Source organism: Pseudomonas sp. Ag1 (assembly GCF_000278565.1).
Taxonomy (GTDB): domain Bacteria; phylum Pseudomonadota; class Gammaproteobacteria; order Pseudomonadales; family Pseudomonadaceae; genus Aquipseudomonas.
Genome location: NZ_AKVH01000093.1, coordinates 115,725 through 134,701, shown reverse-complemented (window position 1 = coordinate 134,701; position 18,977 = coordinate 115,725). Strand labels below are relative to the sequence as shown.

16 protein-coding genes are annotated in these 18,977 nt (G+C 63.0%); 9 read left to right on the top strand and 7 right to left on the bottom strand.

The annotated features are described in order from the left end of the window. Nucleotides 1–182: 182 nt before the first annotated feature. The 4 genes from A462_RS19835 to A462_RS19850 are packed head-to-tail and all read left to right on the top strand — an operon-like array spanning nt 183 to nt 6,504. Nucleotides 183–1,349, top strand: coding sequence for an efflux RND transporter periplasmic adaptor subunit (locus A462_RS19835; protein ID WP_003216249.1), 1,167 nt, complete (start codon nt 183–185; stop codon nt 1,347–1,349). Beyond that, the gene (locus tag A462_RS19840; RefSeq protein WP_008434191.1) at nt 1,346–4,441 is read left to right on the top strand and encodes a multidrug efflux RND transporter permease subunit; all 3,096 of its coding nucleotides are present in this window, start codon (nt 1,346–1,348) and stop codon (nt 4,439–4,441) included. Before A462_RS19835 ends, A462_RS19840 begins: the two co-directional genes overlap by 4 nt. A gap of 31 nt (nt 4,442–4,472) precedes the next feature. Further along, the gene (locus tag A462_RS19845; protein ID WP_003216255.1) at nt 4,473–5,150 is read left to right on the top strand and encodes a heavy metal response regulator transcription factor; all 678 of its coding nucleotides are present in this window, start codon (nt 4,473–4,475) and stop codon (nt 5,148–5,150) included. Then, nucleotides 5,140–6,504, top strand: a complete 1,365-nt coding sequence (locus A462_RS19850) for a heavy metal sensor histidine kinase (RefSeq protein WP_008434189.1) — start codon at nt 5,140–5,142, stop codon at nt 6,502–6,504. Before A462_RS19845 ends, A462_RS19850 begins: the two co-directional genes overlap by 11 nt. A gap of 13 nt (nt 6,505–6,517) precedes the next feature. On the opposite strand, the gene A462_RS19855 is transcribed toward A462_RS19850, so the two are convergent. After that, nucleotides 6,518–7,486 carry a LysR family transcriptional regulator gene (locus A462_RS19855; RefSeq protein WP_003216257.1) on the bottom strand — a complete coding sequence of 323 codons (969 nt, stop codon included), beginning with the start codon at nt 7,484–7,486 and terminating at the stop codon, nt 6,518–6,520. Nucleotides 7,487–7,668: 182 nt separating this feature from the next. Between A462_RS19855 and A462_RS19860 the strand changes: the two genes are divergently transcribed. Genes A462_RS19860 through A462_RS19875 form a run of 4 tightly spaced genes read left to right on the top strand, consistent with a single transcriptional unit; the run spans nt 7,669 to nt 12,435 of the window. Continuing rightward, nucleotides 7,669–9,180 (top strand): efflux transporter outer membrane subunit, encoded by a 1,512-nt coding sequence (locus tag A462_RS19860; RefSeq protein WP_032899258.1) that lies wholly within the window; start codon nt 7,669–7,671, stop codon nt 9,178–9,180. Nucleotides 9,181–9,190: 10 nt separating this feature from the next. Next, entirely contained in the window at nt 9,191–11,374 is a 2,184-nt protein-coding gene (locus A462_RS19865) for an FUSC family protein (RefSeq protein WP_008434187.1), read from the top strand. Beyond that, a complete protein-coding gene (locus tag A462_RS19870) occupies nt 11,364–11,564 on the top strand; it encodes a DUF1656 domain-containing protein (RefSeq protein ID WP_003216262.1) in 201 nt (66 codons plus the stop codon). Before A462_RS19865 ends, A462_RS19870 begins: the two co-directional genes overlap by 11 nt. A 10-nt stretch (nt 11,565–11,574) precedes the next feature. Continuing rightward, nucleotides 11,575–12,435: an efflux RND transporter periplasmic adaptor subunit gene (locus tag A462_RS19875; RefSeq protein WP_008434186.1), complete on the top strand. Its 861-nt coding sequence runs from the start codon at nt 11,575–11,577 to the stop codon at nt 12,433–12,435. A gap of 102 nt (nt 12,436–12,537) precedes the next feature. Here A462_RS19875 and A462_RS19880 read toward each other — a convergent pair whose 3' ends face one another. Further along, nucleotides 12,538–12,936: a hypothetical protein gene (locus tag A462_RS19880; RefSeq protein WP_008434185.1), complete on the bottom strand. Its 399-nt coding sequence runs from the start codon at nt 12,934–12,936 to the stop codon at nt 12,538–12,540. Then, on the bottom strand, nt 12,933–14,123 hold the full coding sequence (locus tag A462_RS19885; RefSeq protein WP_008434184.1) for an MFS transporter: 1,191 nt from the start codon (nt 14,121–14,123) through the stop codon (nt 12,933–12,935). Before A462_RS19885 ends, A462_RS19880 begins: the two co-directional genes overlap by 4 nt. A 111-nt stretch (nt 14,124–14,234) precedes the next feature. On the opposite strand from A462_RS19885, the gene A462_RS19890 reads away from it, so the two are divergent. Continuing rightward, nucleotides 14,235–15,098: a LysR family transcriptional regulator gene (locus tag A462_RS19890; RefSeq protein WP_003216270.1), complete on the top strand. Its 864-nt coding sequence runs from the start codon at nt 14,235–14,237 to the stop codon at nt 15,096–15,098. A 161-nt stretch (nt 15,099–15,259) separates the two neighbouring features. Here A462_RS19890 and A462_RS19895 read toward each other — a convergent pair whose 3' ends face one another. The 4 genes from A462_RS19895 to A462_RS19910 all read right to left on the bottom strand — a co-directional run bounded on the left by A462_RS19895 (nt 15,260) and on the right by A462_RS19910 (nt 18,961). Next, the gene (locus A462_RS19895; protein WP_008434183.1) at nt 15,260–16,072 is read right to left on the bottom strand and encodes an SDR family oxidoreductase; all 813 of its coding nucleotides are present in this window, start codon (nt 16,070–16,072) and stop codon (nt 15,260–15,262) included. Nucleotides 16,073–16,092: 20 nt separating this feature from the next. Further along, the gene (locus A462_RS19900) at nt 16,093–16,557 is read right to left on the bottom strand and encodes a hypothetical protein (RefSeq protein ID WP_003216273.1); all 465 of its coding nucleotides are present in this window, start codon (nt 16,555–16,557) and stop codon (nt 16,093–16,095) included. 155 nt (nt 16,558–16,712) lie between these two features. Further along, nucleotides 16,713–18,164 (bottom strand): mannose-1-phosphate guanylyltransferase/mannose-6-phosphate isomerase, encoded by a 1,452-nt coding sequence (locus A462_RS19905; RefSeq protein ID WP_008434182.1) that lies wholly within the window; start codon nt 18,162–18,164, stop codon nt 16,713–16,715. Nucleotides 18,165–18,313: 149 nt separating this feature from the next. Next, nucleotides 18,314–18,961, bottom strand: a complete 648-nt coding sequence (locus A462_RS19910; protein ID WP_008434181.1) for an alginate O-acetyltransferase AlgF — start codon at nt 18,959–18,961, stop codon at nt 18,314–18,316. Between the last annotated feature and the right edge of the window lie 16 nt (nt 18,962–18,977).

The window sequence follows — 18,977 nt, the reverse complement described above, 5'->3', positions numbered from 1 at the left end:
GCCCGACTTGCAGGCCACACCGCCGCGCAGTATACCTGCGCGCCTCGGATCTTTAACCACTGCTCGTACGAATGGTCGGACTTTACTGACGGCGCTGTCAGTTAGCAGTCACTTTGCTGACCCGGTTGGCGGGCTATAAAGAGCCTTCATTCTTCCGATCCTTTGCCCTGGCGCCTCACCCCATGCACATTCAACGAAAACCTGCCTTGATCGTGGGCGTCCTTGTGGTACTGGCCGTGGTTGCCTGGGTGGTGACCCGCCCGGCCAAGACCAAACTGACCGCATCGTCGGCGATCCCGGTGCGGGTGATCAGCGTCAAACAGCAGGACATCCCGCGGTTTGTCAGCGGCATCGGCTCGGTGCTGTCGTTGCACAGCGTGGTGATTCGCCCGCAGATCGACGGCATCCTTACCAAATTGCTGGTCAAGGAAGGTCAACTGGTGAAGGCCGGCGACCTGCTGGCGACCATTGATGACCGCTCGATCCGCGCCAGCCTGGACCAGGCCAAGGCGCAGCTCGGGGAAAGCCAGGCGCAACTGCAAGTCGCGCTGGTCAACCTCAAGCGCTACAAGGAACTGAGCATCGACGACGGCGTGTCCAAGCAGACCTATGACCAGCAACAAGCCCTGGTCAACCAGCTCAAGGCCACGGCCCAAGGCAACCAGGCCGCGATTGATTCGGCCCAGGTGCAGCTTTCCTACACCCAGATTCGCTCGCCGGTTACCGGTCGCGTCGGGATTCGCACAGTGGATGAAGGCAACTTCCTGCGCATGAGCGACACCCAGGGCTTGTTCTCCGTGACCCAGATCGACCCGATTGCCGTCGAGTTCTCCCTGCCGCAACAGATGCTTCCGACCCTGCAAGGCCTGATCGCCGCGCAACTGCCCGCCGACGTCAACGCCTACATGGGCGCCGACACCGACGGCCAGACCGGCGACCTGCTGGGGGAGGGCCGCCTGAGCCTGATCGACAACCAGATCAGCGGCACCACCGGCACCATCCGCGCCAAGGCCGAGTTCAGCAACGGCGCGCAAAAACTCTGGCCGGGGCAGTTGGTGACGATCCGCATCCAGACCGCCCTGCACAAAAATGCCCTGGTGGTGCCGCCTACCGTGGTGCAACGCGGCCTGGATTCGCACTTCGTGTACCGGCTCAAGGGTGACAAGGTAGAGGTGGTGCCGGTGCAGGTGCTGTACCAGAACAGCGACATGAACATCCTCCAGGGTGTGCAGGCCGGCGATGTGCTGGTCAGCGACGGCCAGTCACGGCTCAAGGCGGGCGCCCAGGTCGATGTGCTCAAGGAGCCGCCGCAGGTGATCCAGACCGTTGATGCCAAGGTGCAGCCATGAGTGGCAGTCGTTCGCCGTCGGCCTGGTGCGTCGACCACCCGGTCGCCACCTTGCTGCTGACCTTCGCTTTGGTATTGCTCGGGATGATTGCCTTTCCACGCCTGGCCATCGCCCCACTGCCGGAAGCGGAATTTCCGACGATCCAGGTCAGCGCCACGCTGCCCGGCGCCAGTCCGGACACGATGGCCTCATCCGTGGCAACGCCGCTGGAGGTGCAATTCAGCGCCATCCCCGGCATGACCCAGATGACCTCCAGCAGTGCCTTGGGCTCCAGCCTGCTGACCCTGCAATTCACCCTCACCAAGAGCATCGACACCGCCGCCCAGGAAGTGCAGGCGGCGATCAACACCGCGTCCGGCAAACTGCCCAGCGACATGCCGAGCCTGCCGACCTGGAAGAAGGTCAACCCGGCGGACAGCCCGGTGCTGATCCTCAGCGTCAGCTCCGACAGCATGCCCAGCACCGAGCTGAGCGACTACGTGGAAACCCTGCTGGCCCGGCAGATCAGCCAGATCGACGGGGTCGGCCAGATCAACATTACCGGCCAGCAACGCCCGGCCATCCGGGTGCAGGCGTCGGCCGATAAACTCGCGGCCATCGGCCTGACCCTGGCGGACGTGCGCCTGGCGATCCAGCAATCGAGCCTGAACCTGGCCAAGGGCGCGATCTACGGCGAGAACAGCGTGTCGACCCTCTCGACCAACGACCAGTTGTTCCACCCCGAGGATTACGCCCAACTGATCGTGTCCTACAAGGACGGGGCACCTGTACAGCTGCGGGATATCGCCAAAGTCATCAACGGCTCGGAAAACGCCTACGTGCAGGCCTGGTCCGGCGACACCCCAGGCGTCAACCTGGTGATCTCCCGCCAGCCCGGCGCGAATATCGTCGAGACCGTGGACCGCATTCAAGCCGAACTGCCGCGCCTGCAAGCCATGCTGCCGGCCTCGGTGCAGGTCAGCGTGTTGACCGACCGCACCAAGACCATCCGCGCGTCCCTGCATGAAGTGGAAGTGACCCTGCTGATCGCCATCCTGCTGGTGGTGGCGGTGATGGCGCTGTTCCTGCGCCAGCTGTCGGCCACGTTGATCGTGTCCAGCGTGCTCGGCGTGTCGCTGGTGGCCAGTTTTGCCCTGATGTACCTGATGGGCTTCAGCCTGAACAACCTGACCCTGGTGGCGATCGTGATCGCCGTGGGGTTTGTGGTGGACGATGCGATCGTGGTGGTGGAGAACATTCACCGCCACCTGGAAGCGGGCCTCGACAAGCGCGAAGCCGCGATCAAGGGCGCGGGTGAAATCGGTTTTACCGTGGTCTCCATCAGCTTCTCGCTGGTGGCGGCGTTTATCCCGTTGCTGTTCATGGGCGGTGTCGTGGGGCGGTTGTTCAAGGAGTTTGCACTGACAGCCACCTCCACCATCCTGATTTCGGTGGTGGTCTCGCTGACCCTGGCGCCGACCCTGGCCGCGTTGTTCATGCGCGCACCAACCCATCATGCCCACGACAAACCCGGTTTCAGCGAACGCCTGCTGGCCGGCTATGCGCGCAATCTGCGCCGCGCCCTGGCCCATCAACGCACCATGGCCGCGATCTTCATGGTGACCCTGGCCCTGGCCGTGGTCGGCTACGTGTTTATCCCCAAGGGTTTCTTTCCGGTACAAGACACCGGCTTCGTCCTCGGCACCAGCGAAGCGGCGGCCGACGTGTCGTTCCCGGACATGGTCGCCAAGCACAAGGCAATCGCCGAGATCGTCAAGGATGACCCGGCGGTGGAAGCGTTCTCCCATTCGGTGGGTGTGACCGGCAGCAACCAGACCATCGCCAACGGCCGGTTCTGGATTGCCTTGAAAGATCGCGGGGATCGCGACGTGTCGGCCAGCCAGTTTATCGACCGGATCCGCCCGAAACTGGCGAAAGTGCCGGGCATCGTCCTGTACCTGCGGGCCGGCCAGGACATCAACTTGAGCTCCGGCCCCAGCCGCGCCCAGTACCAGTACGTGCTCAAGAGCAATGATGGCCCGACCCTGAATACCTGGACCCAGCGCCTCACCGAAAAACTGCGGGCCAACCCGGCGTTCCGCGACCTGTCTAACGACTTGCAGCTGGGCGGCAGCATCACCCACATCAGCATCGACCGTCAGGCCGCCGCGCGGTTTGGCCTCACCGCCACCGATGTGGACCAGGCACTGTACGACGCCTTCGGCCAGCGCCAGATCAACGAATTCCAGACCGAGATCAACCAGTACCAGGTGGTGCTGGAACTGGACACCCAGCAACGCGGCAAGGCCGAAAGCCTGAACTACTTCTACCTGCGCTCGCCGCTGACCAACGAGATGGTGCCGCTGTCGGCGGTGGCCAAGGTCGACCCGCCTACCGTAGGGCCATTGTCCATCAGCCATGACGGCATGTTCCCGGCGGCCAACCTGTCGTTCAACCTGGCGCCGGGCGTCGCGTTGGGCGATGCGGTGATCCTGCTCAACCAGGCGAAGAATGAAATCGGCATGCCGACTACCATCATCGGCAACTTCCAGGGCGCGGCCCAGGCGTTCCAGAGTTCGTTGGCCAGCCAGCCCTGGCTTATCCTCGCGGCACTGGTGGCGGTCTACATTATCCTGGGTGTGCTGTACGAGAGCTTCGTGCACCCGCTGACGATCATCTCCACCTTGCCATCGGCGGGGTTGGGGGCGCTGATCATGTTGTCACTGATGGGCCAGGACTTTTCGATCATGGCGTTGATCGGCCTGGTGCTGCTGATCGGGATCGTGAAGAAGAACGGTATCCTGATGATCGACTTCGCCCTGGACGCCCAGCGCGTACGCGGCCTGCCGCCCGAGGAAGCGATTTATGAGGCGTGTGTCACGCGGTTCCGGCCGATCATCATGACCACCCTGGCCGCCCTGCTGGGTGCGGTGCCGCTGATGCTGGGCTCCGGCCCCGGCGCGGAAATGCGCCAGCCGCTGGGTATCGCTGTGGTGGGCGGGTTGCTGGTGAGCCAGGCGCTGACGCTGTTCACCACACCGGTCATATACTTGTACCTCGAGAAGTTTTTCCACAGACCCAAACCAGCTCCCCAGCTGGCAATCACACACTGAGGCTGAGGCCCCGTCCTGGAACAAAAGGCTCATGCGTGTACTGATTATTGAAGACGAAGAAAAAACCGCCGACTACCTGCACCGCGGCCTGACGGAGCAAGGCTATACCGTCGACGTCGCCCGTGAAGGCGTCGAAGGGTTGCACCTGGCCCTGGAGAACGATTACGCGGTCATCGTGCTCGACGTGATGCTGCCCGGCCTGGATGGCTTTGGTGTATTGCGCGCGCTGCGGGCGCGCAAGCAGACGCCGGTGATCATGCTCACCGCCCGCGAGCGCGTGGAAGACCGTATTCGCGGCCTGCGCGAAGGCGCGGATGATTACCTCGGCAAGCCGTTCTCGTTCCTCGAACTGGTGGCGCGCCTGCAAGCCCTTACCCGTCGCAGTGGCGGGCATGAGCCGGTGCAGGTGACCATCGCCGACCTGTGGATCGACCTGATCAGCCGCAAGGCCAGTCGCAACGGCGTTCGCCTGGACCTGACCGCCAAGGAGTTCTCGCTGCTCAGCGTATTGGCCCGGCGCCAGGGTGAAATCCTGTCCAAGACCTCGATTGCGGAAATGGTCTGGGACATCAATTTCGACAGCGACGCCAACGTGGTGGAAGTGGCGATCAAACGCCTGCGGGCCAAGCTCGACGGGCCGTTCGAACAGAAACTGCTGCACACTATCCGTGGCATGGGTTACGTGCTGGAGAACCGCAGTGTCGGCTAACTCCATCGCCCTGCGCCTGAGCGGCATGTTCACCCTGGTGGCGCTGCTGATCTTCCTGTTGATCGGCGGCGCGCTGTACCAGCAGGTGGACAAAGGCCTGGGCCTGCTGCCCGGGGCCGAGCTGGATGCGCGCTACAGCGTGCTGGAGTCTTCGGTCAATCGCTTCGGTACGCCGGACCATTGGGCGAAGATCACCGCCAAGCTCAAGTTGTTGGGAGAGGAAGACAAGCGCATTCGCTTCTGGGTGGTGAGCAGCGACCCGACCTACGAATACGGCAACCCGGACGCGCAGATTCGCGCCTTCGCCGCCGGCCCGACCGGCAAGCGCGACTTGCGCCTGCCGGGCCATGCCTACCCGTTCAAAGTATTGGTCAGCCAGTTTCCAGCCAAGGAGCAGCGCCCGCCGCTGCGTTTCCTGATCGCGGTCGACACCGAGAACTTCCGCGCCACCCAGCATCAACTGCTGGTGGCGCTGATCGGCCTGGCGTTTGTCGGCGTGCTGCTGGCCTCGCTGCTGGGGTTCTGGGTGGCGCGCATCGGTCTCAAGCCGCTGATCAAGCTGTCGGACGAGGCGCAGAAACTTGCACCGCCGAAACTCTCCGGGCGCCTGCAATTGTCGCCATTGCCGCCGGAGCTGAAGCAGTTCGTCAACTCCTTCAACTCGACCCTCGACCGGGTGGAGCAGGCCTATTCGCGCCTGGAGTCATTCAACGCCGATGTGGCCCATGAGCTGCGCTCGCCGCTGACCAACCTGATCGGCCAGACCCAGGTGGCGCTGACCCGTGGGCGTTCGGCCGAGCATTATTTCGAGGTGCTGCAATCGAACCTCGAAGAGCTGGAACGGCTGCGCTCGATCATCAATGACATGCTGTTCCTGGCCAGTGCCGACCAGGGCAGCAAGGCCACCAAGCTGATCACCAGTTCGCTGGCGGATGAAGTGGCGACCACCCTGGACTACCTGGACTTTATCCTCGAGGACGCCCAGGTGCAGGTGCGTGTGACCGGCGATGCCCAGGTGCAGATCGAGAAGGCGCACTTGCGCCGGGCGTTGATCAACCTGTTGAGCAATGCGGTGCAGCATACGGCGCCTGGCCAGGTGATCGAGGTGAAGATCGAAGTGCTGGAGGACTACGTGGCGATCGGGGTGACCAACCCGGGCGATGAGATTGCCAGCGAGCATCTGCCCCGGTTGTTCGAGCGGTTCTATCGGGTGGACGCGTCCCGCAGCAATAGTGGGGCGAATCACGGGTTGGGACTGGCGATCGTCAAGGCGATCGCGTTGATGCACGGCGGAGATGTGTTTGTGCGCAGCGAGGGCGGCGGCAACACCTTTGGCATTACGCTGCCGGTGTAGCGGCTGCCCCCCCTCAGTTACTCAGTCGTACCCCGCCCAAACTGCCACTTAGCTCATAGGCCGCCAGTTCCGCCTGATGCGCGGCCATGATTTCCGGCAGGGAGCTGCGCAGGTATTCCACCCACGTCTTGATCTTCGCATCCAGGTATTGGCGCGACGGGTAGATGGCGTACAGGTTGAGCTCCTGGGAGCGGTAGTTGGGCATCACCCGCACCAGGGTGCCGTTGCGCAGCCCTTCTATCGCCGCATACACCGGCAACAGGCCAACGCCCATGCCGCTGGTGATCGCGGTCTTCATCGCATCGGCCGAGTTCACCAGGAACGGTGAGCTGTTGATCGCCACACTTTCCTGGCCTTCCGGGCCATTGAACGACCATTTATCCAGCTGAATCACCGGGCTGACCAGGCGCAGGCACGCGTGGTTGAGCAGGTCGCTGGGCCGTTGCGCGCAGCCGTTGGCCTTGACGTAGGCCGGCGAGGCACAGGCGATGCTGTAAGTTATCCCCAGGCGCTGCGAGACAAACCCCGAATCCGGCAACTCGCTGGCGAGCACGATGGACACGTCGTAACCCTCATCCAGCAGGTCCGGCACGCGGTTGGCCATGGTCAGGTCAAAGGTCACGTCCGGGTGGGTGCGGCGGTAGCGGGCAATCGCATCGATCACGAAGTGCTGGCCGATGCCGGTCATGGTGTGCACCTTCAACTGCCCGGCAGGGCGGGCGTGGGCATCGCTGGCTTCGGCTTCCGCTTCCTCGACATACGCCAGGATCTGCTCGCAACGCAGCAAATAGCGCTTGCCGGCCTCGGTCAGGGCGATGCGGCGGGTGGTGCGGTTGAGCAAACGGGTTTGCAGATGGGCCTCAAGGTTGGAGACCGCGCGCGAGACGTTGGCCGTGGTGGTATCCAGTTGCACGGCGGCGGCGGTGAAGCTGCCGGCTTCGGCCACACAACTGAAGGCGCGCATGTTTTGCAAGGTGTCCATTAAGGTGCTCTCAGGGGAGATGGCAAATTGTGACACGAAGTTGCAGGATCCAGTGATCCCTACGAACGGATTATCGCCTGAACGGTAACAAAGATTCACAAGAATCCCACCTTATCGCCATCCGGCCCGCCCCTTAGAATTGCGCCACCTTCCCCGCAACACCCTCTCAGGAATTCGCAGCAGTGCCGCGTCGCATCAGCAGAGAGCTGAAGACTCTCAGTGTTTGGGCCTTATCGTTAGCAATCAGCGGCTGCATCGGAACCGGAGGAATTGCCCCTCAAGGCCAGTCACTCGTCGCCAATTCATTGGCCACCGACGAGGCGATCAAAAGCGCTGCCCAGGACGCCCACTGGCCCACCGCGCAATGGTGGCAAGCCTACGGCGACCCGCAACTCAACCACTGGATCGACCTCGCCGTGCAAGGCAGCCCGAGCATGGCCATGGCCGCTGCACGTGTGCGTGAAGCCCGGGCCATGGCCGGGATCGCCGAGTCGGCCGAGTCGTTGCAGATCAATGGTGATGCCACGCTCAAGCGCCATAACTGGCCGAGCGACCAATTCTACGGCCCAGGCGCGCTGGACAATTCCACCACCTGGGACAACAACGCGTCCCTGGGCTTGAGCTATGCCCTCGACCTCTGGGGCCGCGAAAGCAACGCCACCGAGCGCGCCGTGGACATGGCCCACATGAGCGCCGCCGAAGCGCGCCAGGCGCAGCTCGAATTGCAGAACAACGTGGTGCGCGCCTATATCCAGCTGTCGTTGCACTTCGCCCAGCGCGATATCGTGGCCGCCACCCTGGCCCAGCAACAACAGATTCTCGACCTGGCGCAAAAGCGTTTGAATGGTGGGATCGGCACCCACTTCGAAGTCAGCCAGGCTGAGACGCCGCTTCCGGAAACCCATCGCCAGCTGGACGCCCTGGATGAACAGATCGCCCTGAGTCGCAACCAGTTGGCCGCGCTGGCGGGCAAAGGGCCGGGGGCGGGCGCGCAGTTGCAGCGGCCCACCTTGTCCCTGGCCGCACCGCTGAAACTGCCGTCGAGCTTGCCCGCCGAACTGCTCGGTCAGCGCCCGGACGTGGTCGCCAGCCGCTGGCAAGTGGCGGCCCAGGCCCGTGGCATTGATGTGGCCCACGCAGGTTTCTACCCCAACGTCGACCTGGTGGGCAGCCTCGGCTACGTCGCCACCGGCGGCGGAATGCTGAGTTTCCTGACCGGCAAGAAACTCAACTACACCGCCGGCCCTGCCATCAGCCTGCCGATCTTCGACGGTGGCCGCCTGCGCTCGCAACTGGGTGAAGCCAGCGCCGGCTACGACATCGCCGTCGCGCACTACAACCAGACCCTGGTCAACGCGCTCAAGGGCATCAGCGACCAGTTGATCCGCCGCGAGTCGATGGACAAGCAGCAAGCCTTTGCCGCCGAATCCGTGGCCTCGGCGCAGAAAACCTATGACATCGCGATGATCGCCTACCAGCGCGGCCTCACCGACTACCTCAACGTGCTGAATGCCCAGAGCCTGTTGTTCCGCCAGCAGCAGGTGCAGCAGCAGGTCCAGGCTGCACGCCTGAGTGCCCACGCCGAACTGGTGACCGCGTTGGGCGGTGGCCTCGGTGCCGGCAGCGATGTGCCTCAGGACAGCCAGACCTTACCGAGCAAGACCCCGGCGGCCCTCGCCGTGTTTGATCACTGAGTAGGATGCGATGACTCCCTTGCCTGCACCGCTGCGCTGGTTGCACTCGCTTGAGTGGCGCCGTGGTTTCTTCGATTGGGCACGCAGTGATGGCGTGACCTGGGTCTATATCTTCAAGGTGCTGATCGCGGCCTTCCTGACGTTGTGGCTGGCCATGCGCCTGGAATTGCCGCAACCGCGTACCGCGATGATCACGGTGTTTATCGTGATGCAGCCGCAAAGCGGCCAGGTGTTCGCCAAGAGTTTCTACCGCTTCCTGGGCACCCTGGCGGGCTCGGCGGTGATGGTGTTCCTGATCGCGTTGTTTGCGCAGAACACTGAACTGTTCCTCGGTTCGCTGGCGATCTGGGTCGGCATCTGCACTGCTGGCGCGACCCGCAATCGCAACTTTCGCGCCTACGGTTTTGTGCTGGCCGGCTACACCGCGGCGATGGTTGGCTTGCCGGCCCTGGCCCATCCCGACGGCGCGTTTATGGCGGCGGTGTGGCGAGTCCTGGAAATCTCGTTGGGGATTGTCTGCTCCACGCTGGTCAGCGCCGCGATCCTGCCGCAAACCTCCAGCGCTGCGATGCGCAACGCCCTGTACCAGCGCTTCGGTGTGTTCGCGCTGTTCGTCACCGACGGCCTGCGCGGTCGCAGCGAGCGCGAAGGCTTTGAACGCAGCAACGTGCGCTTTATCGCCGAAGCCGTGGGCCTGGAAGGGCTGCGCAGCATCACCGTGTTCGAAGACCCGCACATGCGTCGGCGCAATGGCCGGCTGACGCGCTTGAACAGCGAGTTCATGGGCATCACCACGCGCTTCAACGCCTTGCACCAATTGCTCGAGCGCCTGCGCAGCCAGGAGGCCGATCACGTGGTGGCTGCCATCAAGCCGGGCCTGCAAGACCTGGCGGAACTGCTCGACGGTTTTTCCGGCCGTGCGCTCACCAGCCCCGATGCGGCGCGCCTGGCCAATCAGTTGAACGCCTACAAGGAAGGCCTGCCCGCCAAGGTGCGCAGCCTGCGCACCCGCTTCCAGGAAAGCGCCCCCAGCGACGCCGAACTGTTGGACTTTCACACCGCCTATGAGCTGCTGTACCGCTTCGTCGACGACTTGCACAACTACGCCCAGACCCACGCCTCCCTGGCGGATCACAGCCACGAGCGCGAACACTGGGACGAACCCTACACCCCAAAAACCAACTGGCTGGCCTGCGCCGCCTCGGGGATTCGCGCCTCGTTTATCCTGATCGTGCTCGGCAGTTACTGGGTGGCCACGGCCTGGCCCAGTGGCGCCACCATGACCCTGATCGCCGCGGCGACGGTGGGTTTGTCGGCCGCCACCCCCAACCCCAAGCGCATGGCCTTTCAAATGGCTTGCGGTACCTTGATCGGGGCGCTGGTGGGCTTTGTCGAAATGTTCTTCGTGTTTCCCTGGATCGACGGTTTCCCGTTGCTGTGCGTGATGCTCGCGCCGGTGATCATCTTCGGTTCGTTCCTGGCTTCACGCCCGCAGTACGCGGGAGTCGGCGTCGGGTTGCTGATCTTCTTCAGCACCGGCTCGGTGCCGGACAACCTCACGATCTACAACCCCTACACCTTCATCAACGACTACATCGCCATGGTCATCGGCATGCTGGTGTGTGCGGCGGCGGGCGCGATCATCCTGCCGCCCAACAGCCGCTGGTTGTGGCGTCGGCTGGAGCAGGACTTGCGCGAGCAAGTGGTGTTCGCCATCAGCGGCAAACTCAAGGGCCTGGCGTCGGGTTTCGAAAGCCGCACCCGCGACCTGCTGCACCAGGCCTACGGCTTTGCCGCCGGGCAACCCCAGGTGCAACGCAACCTGCTGCGCTGGATGTTCGTGGTGCTGGAAGTCGGTCACGCGATCATCGAGTTGCGCAAGGAACAGGCAATCCTGCCGGTGCACCCGGCGTATGCCGAGTCCCAGCCGTGGCGCCAGGCGATCCGGGTGATGGGCCGTTCGCTGGTGCGGCTGTTCCTGCAACCCAGCGCCAGCAACCTGGAGCGCAGCCTGATCGCCGTGGACCATGCCATCAGCCGCGTGCAGGCCACCGACGAACCCTTCGCCCCGCACTTCGACACCTCGGCCCTGCGCCGGGTGAAAAGCTACCTGCACTTTATCCGCACCTCATTGCTGGACCCGCAATCACCCCTGGCTGCCCTCAAGCCCGAAGGACCCGCCCATGCCTCGTGAAATCGCCTTCCACGGCGTCTACATGCCCACCATGACCCTGATGTTTCTGATCGCGGCGGGCCTGGCCTGGGCCCTCGACCGGTTTCTGGCCGGCTTTGACCTGTACCGTTTTTTCTGGCACCCGGCGCTGCTGCGCCTGAGCCTGTTCGCTTGCTTGTTCGGCGCCCTGGCGCTGACCGTCTACCGTTGAGAATGCCCCGATGAAAAAGTTTTTCAGCCTGCTCGCGACCTTGCTGGTACTGGCCCTGGCGATCTGGATTGGCCGCACGTTGTGGGTGCACTACATGGAAACCCCCTGGACCCGCGATGGCCGGGTGCGCGCCGACATCATCAACGTCGCCGCCGACGTCACCGGCGAAGTGGTCAACGTTCCGGTGCGTGACAACCAGTTGGTGAAAAAGGGCGACCTGCTGATGCAGATCGACCCTGAGCATTACCAGATTGCGGTCAAGCAGGCGCAATCCCAGGTGGCGTCCCGCAAGGCCACCTGGGAGATGCGCAAGGTCAACGCCCACCGCCGCGCCGACCTCGACGCCCTGGTGATCTCCAAGGAAAACCGCGACGACGCCAGTAACATCGCCGACTCGGCCCTGGCCGACTACCAACATGCCCTGGCCCAGCTTGAAGCGGCGCAACTGAACCTCAAGCGCACCCAGGTGGTGGCGGCGGTCGACGGCTACGTCACCAACCTCAACGTGCACCGTGGCGACTACGCGCGTATTGGCGAGGCGAAGATGGCGGTGGTAGATATGAACTCGTTCTGGGTGTACGGCTTCTTCGAAGAAACCAAGCTGCCCCACGTCAAAGTCGGGGACAAGGCCGACATGCAGTTGATGAGCGGCGAAACCCTCAAGGGCCACGTGGAAAGCATTTCGCGCGGCATCTACGACCGGGACAACCCGGAGAGCCGCGAGTTGATCGCCGATGTGAACCCGACGTTCAACTGGGTGCGCCTGGCCCAGCGGGTGCCGGTGCGGATTCATATCGATGAAGTGCCGGAAGGTGTGCTGTTGGCGGCGGGGATCACCTGCACCGTGATCGTCAACCAAACACAGAACTGAATGTGGGAGCGGGCTTGCTCGCGAAGGCAGTGTGTCAGTCAACGAAAATATCGACTGATCCACCGCATTTGCGAGCAAGCCCGCTCCCACATTTTGACCGTGTCAGGCCTGTAGAAACGTCTCGTGCAAGTGGCGCCACAGCAGGGCGCCACTGGCCTGCTTTTCAAACACCACGGTCGATCGCCGATCGGTTTGGGCACCGCTGCCATCCACCTGCTGCTCGCGATAACTCACCGTCGCGCCACGGGCATGTCGGTCAATCCCGGCAAACTCGCTGAGGCTGATCCTGAACCCGGGCCGCTTGCCGCCAGCCTGGCTGAACAGCTGGTTGAGCAGTGCAAAATCCAGTTGTTTGCCCGCCGGGGTGATCATGGAAAAGTCCGGCGAAAAACGCCTCAGCAAAACCTCCAGTGTTCCCTCGGGGGCTGTGCCGGCAAACCATTGTTCGATCTCGACATGGGCCTGGATCACTTCATCAAAAAAATCGCGGTAGTCAATCATCGTGTGGGCTCGCTGGCAGGGTGAAGCAGTGTCCGTACCTTGGACGCATCCAGGCACAGTACGGCAAATAACGGAAACAGGGTCAACGCTGCGGCAATCGCGAAGGTGACGGTGAACGAGTCCAGCGCAGCCAGCACCCCACTGAGCACGGCGGCACCGAGGCAAAAACTCAATTGCCGATTGATGTTCCACAAGGCGCTGGCATGCCCCATGCGCTCGGCCGGAATGTCGAGAAAGGCCAGGGTTTGCGCGGTGCTGCTGCACAGGCTGCCACCCAGGCCCATCAGGAGGTAGGCGAGCACCACGACAACCGGATGCGGCTCGATCAGCAACAGGATGCCGAGGGCTTGCAGCAGCATGCCCGCCAGCAGCAGCGGCCTCGGCCCGCAGCGATTGAACAGTTTTTTGCTCAAGGCAATCGCCAGCCCCGAGGCCAGCGCCCACGGCAGCATCAGCGCGCCGATGAGGCTGGCGGTAAAGCCAAGACCGTGCAGATAAAGAATCGCCACCAGGCTGGTGCCGATAAACACCCCCGGGATGAACAGGTAAACCAGCATCGCGACCCGCAGCATCGGGCGGCGAGCCTGGCCCAATACGTGACCGAACTCCAGCGCCGGGCGTGTGGACGCGGGCGTGTCTGCCACCAGCCAGCGCAAGGTCAGCATCACGGTGATCAGCGCCAGCGGCAGGTTGGCGAAAAAGATCCAGCGCCACGACACGCTGTCCACCACCAGGCCGCCCAATGCTGGCGACAACGCCGGAATCAGCAGCGCCACCAGCATGACCCTGGCTGTCAGTTGGCTGCGTTCTGCCGGCGGAAAATGCCGATAGGCCAAGGCTTGCCCCACCGGAATCAACAAGCCGCCACCCAAGCCCTGCAACAGGCGCCAGCCGATCAGCGCTTCAATCGAGGCAGCCTGGCCCACCAGCACCGAGGCTACGCCGAACAGCAACAGGCTGACGGCAATCAACCGGCGCTCACCCAGCAGCGCCGCCAGCCAAACGCTCAGGGGAATCACCACGGTCAGGCCGAGCATGTAGGCGTTGCCGATCCATGCCAGTTGCGTGACCGAGGCGTGCAACTCGCGGGCGATGTCCGGGTAAGCGATGGTGGCGACAAACATGTTCACCAGGTCGAGGGCGAAGCCCAGTAGAAAGATCCAGGTAACTTTCGAGCGGTAGGTCATTGCGCGGTTCCTGCTGTGGATGGCGGCAGGGTAGGCGGGTGCGGGCACTTGGGAAACAGCGGTTTGACTGTTAGTTTGTCAAAAATATTTTGACAAAGGATCGCGTGGCATATGGTCAGCCTGGATCGTTTCGACACCTTCAAGGCCGTGGTCGAGGCCGGTTCGTTGACGGCAGCCGCTGATGTCCTCGGGCAGACGCGAGCAGTGGTGAGCTTCAACCTCAAGCGCCTGGAAGCCGAGCTGGGCGTGACCCTGCTGACCCGCAGTACTCGGCAACTGGCACTGACCGATGCGGGCGAACGCTTTTACCTGCGCTGCACGCGCATGCTGGAAGAAGCGCGCCTGGCGGTGGAAGAGGCCCGTTCGGAGCACAGCCAGCTCAAGGGCACATTGCGGATCACCACCACCGTCGAATACGGATTGGCGGTGGTGGTGCCGGCAGTGGAAACCTTTCGCGGCCTGCACCCGGAATTGAACATCCAGTTATCCACCTCCTCCAGCCACGCCGACCTGATCTCCGAGCGCTTCGATGTGGCTATTCGATTGGGGCGGATGCTCGACTCCAATCATCGGGCTGTGCAGCTGTCGAGCTACGAAATCCTCGCTGTGGCTGCACCGGGGTTTGCCGGGGTCGCCACGCTGGAAGAACTGGAGCAACTGCCCAAGCTGGGGCACGGGCGGCTGACGGAGTTGACGGTGCTCGACCCGGCCGGCCATGAGCACCTGTACCGTCCAGGCCCCGGCAAGGCTTCACTGGTTGCCGACAGTGCCGCGATTCTCCAGGCGTTTGCCGTGCGCGGGCATGGCGTGGCGATCCTGCCCCAGTGGCTGGTGCAGGAAGACCTGGATGCGGGGCGTTTGGTGCGGTTGCTGCCGGGGTATCGATTTGCGCCGCAGGGGGTGTACGCGTTGTACCCGGATACCCGGCATTTGCCCCTGAAAGTGCGGGCCTTCATTGATTTCATGAAAGGCTGATCAGCCGAGAAACCGTGTGGCGAGGGAGCTTGCTCCCGCTGGGGGGCGAAGCACCCCTGAAAAGGTCAGCGCATTCTTTCAGGAAACTTGGATGGGTGGTTTTGGGGCTGCTGCGCAGCCCAGCGGGAGCAAGCTCCCTCGCCACGGGGAGGCGGGGGCTCTTAGAGCTGGCCGCTCAGGCCAAAGCGTTTTTTCAAGACAGTCTCCAGCAAGCCCTTGGGCAGCAACGCCGCCATCAATGGCAGTGCCCGGCAACCATTACCCGAGCGCAACAGGCGCGGCGGCGTGCCCTGTTGCACGGCCTTGAGCACGTCCGCGGCAAAATCGCGAGCGGGCGTAGGCCGATCCTGGGAGGCCTTGGCCCGGGCGCGGATGCTTTCGCGCAGTGGCCACCAGGGCGACTTTTCATTGATCAACAGTTCGGCCTGGGTGCCGGCGTTTTTTGCAAAACTTGTATCGATGGCGCCTGGCTGCACTTCCATCACCCGCACGCCGAACGGTGCGAGCTCCATGCGCAACGCATCACTCAAGGCATGCACTGCGGCTTTCGAGGCGCAATACGCACCGGCGAACGGTGTGACCAACACGCCGGACACGCTGCCGATATTCACCACCAACCCTTTACGGCGACGCAGGGCCGGGAACAGCGCCTGAGTCACGCCGACCACTGAGAATACGTTGGTCTCGAATTGCTGCTGCATCGCCTGGGTGCCGCCGTCGAGCAACGGACCCATGGCGCCATAGCCGGCGTTGTTGATCAGCACATCCAGCTCGCCGACCTGCCCGGCCAACTGCGCCAGTGCAGCGCTGTCGTTGACGTCCAGTTGCACCGCGTTAAAGCCGGCGCTGGCAAGTGCCGCCACATCCTCGCTGCGCCGGGCGCTGGCCCACACGTCAAAGCCGGCTTGCTTGAAGGCGTCCGCCAGGGCACGGCCAATGCCACTGGAGCACCCGGTGATCAGTACGTTGGGCATGGATCAGTCCTTTGTCGTTATCAGTCAGAGAAGCTGCCTTGCAAATGCTCGGCACGAAATTCCAGGGTTTGCGGGCGGTAGCCGGGGCGCAGCGGCGGCACTGGCAGGCAGTCTTCCCAGGTGGCGCCGGCCTGCAGTTCGCCGGGGCCGCGATAGCGCGGGGCAGCGTACACGTTGTCTGCCAGGTTGACCGTATCGCCCGGCGCATACGCGGCGATGCGCCAACGCAGTTCGGTCAGCGGTACGTTGTTGCCGTTGTTCAAGGTGAGCTTGAGCGGGCGGTCTGCCGGGCATTCTTTCGGCGCGTAGACGGTACGCAGTTCCAGGCGTGCCAATTGCTGGGCCTCGCGGTTGTCCAGCCACACCACCCATACCGCCACCAGGCCCAGGCCGACGGCGGCCGCGAGGGAAACCGGCAACGCCCTGGCGGGGTAGCGCAGCAAGAGGATCAGCCAGGTGATAATCAGCAAGACACCAAAGAACATGGCAACAACCTCGAAAACGGAACGGGCATCCTAACCAAGCGTAGGTGGAGTTGACCATCTTCGGGTTCCCCGGCCCCAAAGAAAAAGCCCCCGGGCCCACCGGCTGCGGATAGGGGACGCAGTCGGTGGGGCGGGGGCTTGTTGTGTTGCTCTGTTTACTGCACGATGGTTTTTACCGACACGCCACGCTCGATTGGCGTGGATCGACCGTAGATATCTTCAAAGCGTTCGATATCGTCTTCACCCAGGTAGCTGCCGGACTGCACCTCGATAATCTCCAATGGAATCTTGCCCGGGTTACGCAAACGGTGCACCGAGGCAATCGGGATGTAGGTGGACTGGTTTTCGGTGAGCAGGAACACGTTCTCGTCACAGGTGACTTCGGCGGTGCCGCTGACCACGATCCAGTGTTCGGCGCGGTGGTGGTGCATCTGCAACGACAGGCACGCGCCCGGTTTCACCGAGATGTGCTTGACCTGGAAGCGCCCGCCCATATCCACCGAGTCGTACGAGCCCCATGGACGGTACACCTCGCAGTGGTTCTGGGTTTCGCTGCGGCCCTGCTCGTTGAGGGTGTTGACCATCTGCTTGACGCCCTGGACCTTGTCCTTGTGGGCAATCATCATCGCGTCCTTGGTTTCCACCACCACGATGTTTTCCAGGCCAATCACCGACACCAGCTTGCCGTTGCCGTGGATCATGCAGTTCTTGCTGTCCTGGATCACCACGTCGCCCTTGCTGACGTTACCGTTGGCGTCTTTTTCATTCACGTCCCACAGCGATGCCCAGCAACCCACGTCGCTCCAGCCGGCAGTCAACGGCACCACGCAGGCCAGTTGGGTTTTTTCCATCACGGCGTAGTCGATGGAGTTGTCCGGGCAGCAGGCGAAGGTGGATTCGTCGATGTCGATGGTGTCGGCGGTTTGGTTGCTGCGTTCCAGGGTCAGCAGGCAGGTGTCGTAGATGTCCGGGTCGTGTTTTTTCAGCTCTTCGAGGAAGCGGCTGGCACGGAACAGGAACATGCCGCTGTTCCAGAAATAACCACCGCTCTTGACGAATTCGGCGGCGCGTTTTTCATCGGGTTTTTCCACGAACTGTTGCACGCGGCTGACGCCTTCGGGCAGCAGCGAATCGTTGGTCGACTTGATATAGCCGTAGCCGGTCTCCGGACGGGTGGCCGGCACACCGAACAGCACCATTTCGCCACGCTCAGCCGCCACAGTGGCCAGGGCCAGGGCGCGTTGCAGGGCTTTCTGGTCATCCAGCACGTGGTCGGCGGGCAGCACCAGCATCAGTTCGTCGCGGCCTTCGTTGACCAGCATCATCGCCGTCAGGGCCACGGCCGGCGCGGTATTGCGGCCGAACGGCTCCATCAGGATGCGCTGGGTTTCCAGTTTGCGGGCAGCCAGTTGCTCGTTGACGATAAAGCGGTGGTCCTTGTTGCACACCACGATGGGCGCGTCCATGCCGTCGAACACCAGGCGCTCCAGGGTTTGCTGGAACAAGGTGTGCTCGCCGGTCAGGGCCAGGAACTGCTTGGGAAACTGTTTACGCGAAAGCGGCCAAAGACGTGAGCCGCTACCACCGGAAAGGATTACTGGGATCATGGTGTTTCTCCTTGAATCAAATTTGGTTAGAGCCTGTGGGAGCCGGGCTTGCCCGCGATGGCATCACCTCGGTGTACCTGATACACCGAGTTGTCCGCATCGCAGGCAAGCCAGCTCCCACAGGGGGCAGCGTCAATCTGAAAATCTAATCAGCGGGTCGACACAGGGCGTTTCACCCACACTGGCGACAGGTTGGCGCCGGTGCCGGTGACGTACAGCACTGCGGCCTCACCGCGTTCCAGAGCTACCGGCTTCACGTCGCCGACTTTTTTATCGCCTTCATACAGCGCCAGGCTGACCTTCACCGGGTTGATCTCGCGCTCGCCACGGCCCTTGGCGGCCACGGCCTGGACCACGTCGGTCTTGCCATCGGCGGTTTTCAGGGTCAGCGACTTGTCACTGAGGTTCTGCACGCGCACCAGGGATTTCTGCTTGTTCTTGAACGGCGGTTCTTCGATCAGTTGCGGTTGGCCGCTGCCGCTGCTGACCAGGGTGTAGTAGTGGTCGGCGGCGAGCTTGACCGGCAGGGTCTGGCTGCCGACCTTGGCGCTGTAGTCACCGCCCGGCATGAAGCTGAAGTCACTGCTGGCCAGCGGTGCAACCTCGTTGAGGTTGGTGCTGCCGACGGTGGCGCTGACTTCCTGGTTGCTGGCGTTGTACACCCGCACAAAGCTCGAGCCTTTTGGCGCGACGGGACCGTAGAGGGCGGCGTCGCCACCGGCGAAGGCGGACATCGAAACAACGCTCATGCCGGCGACGAGGGCAAAAGTTTTTGCGAGGTTAGTAGTGAAAGTCATGTGAGTTACCTCTCTT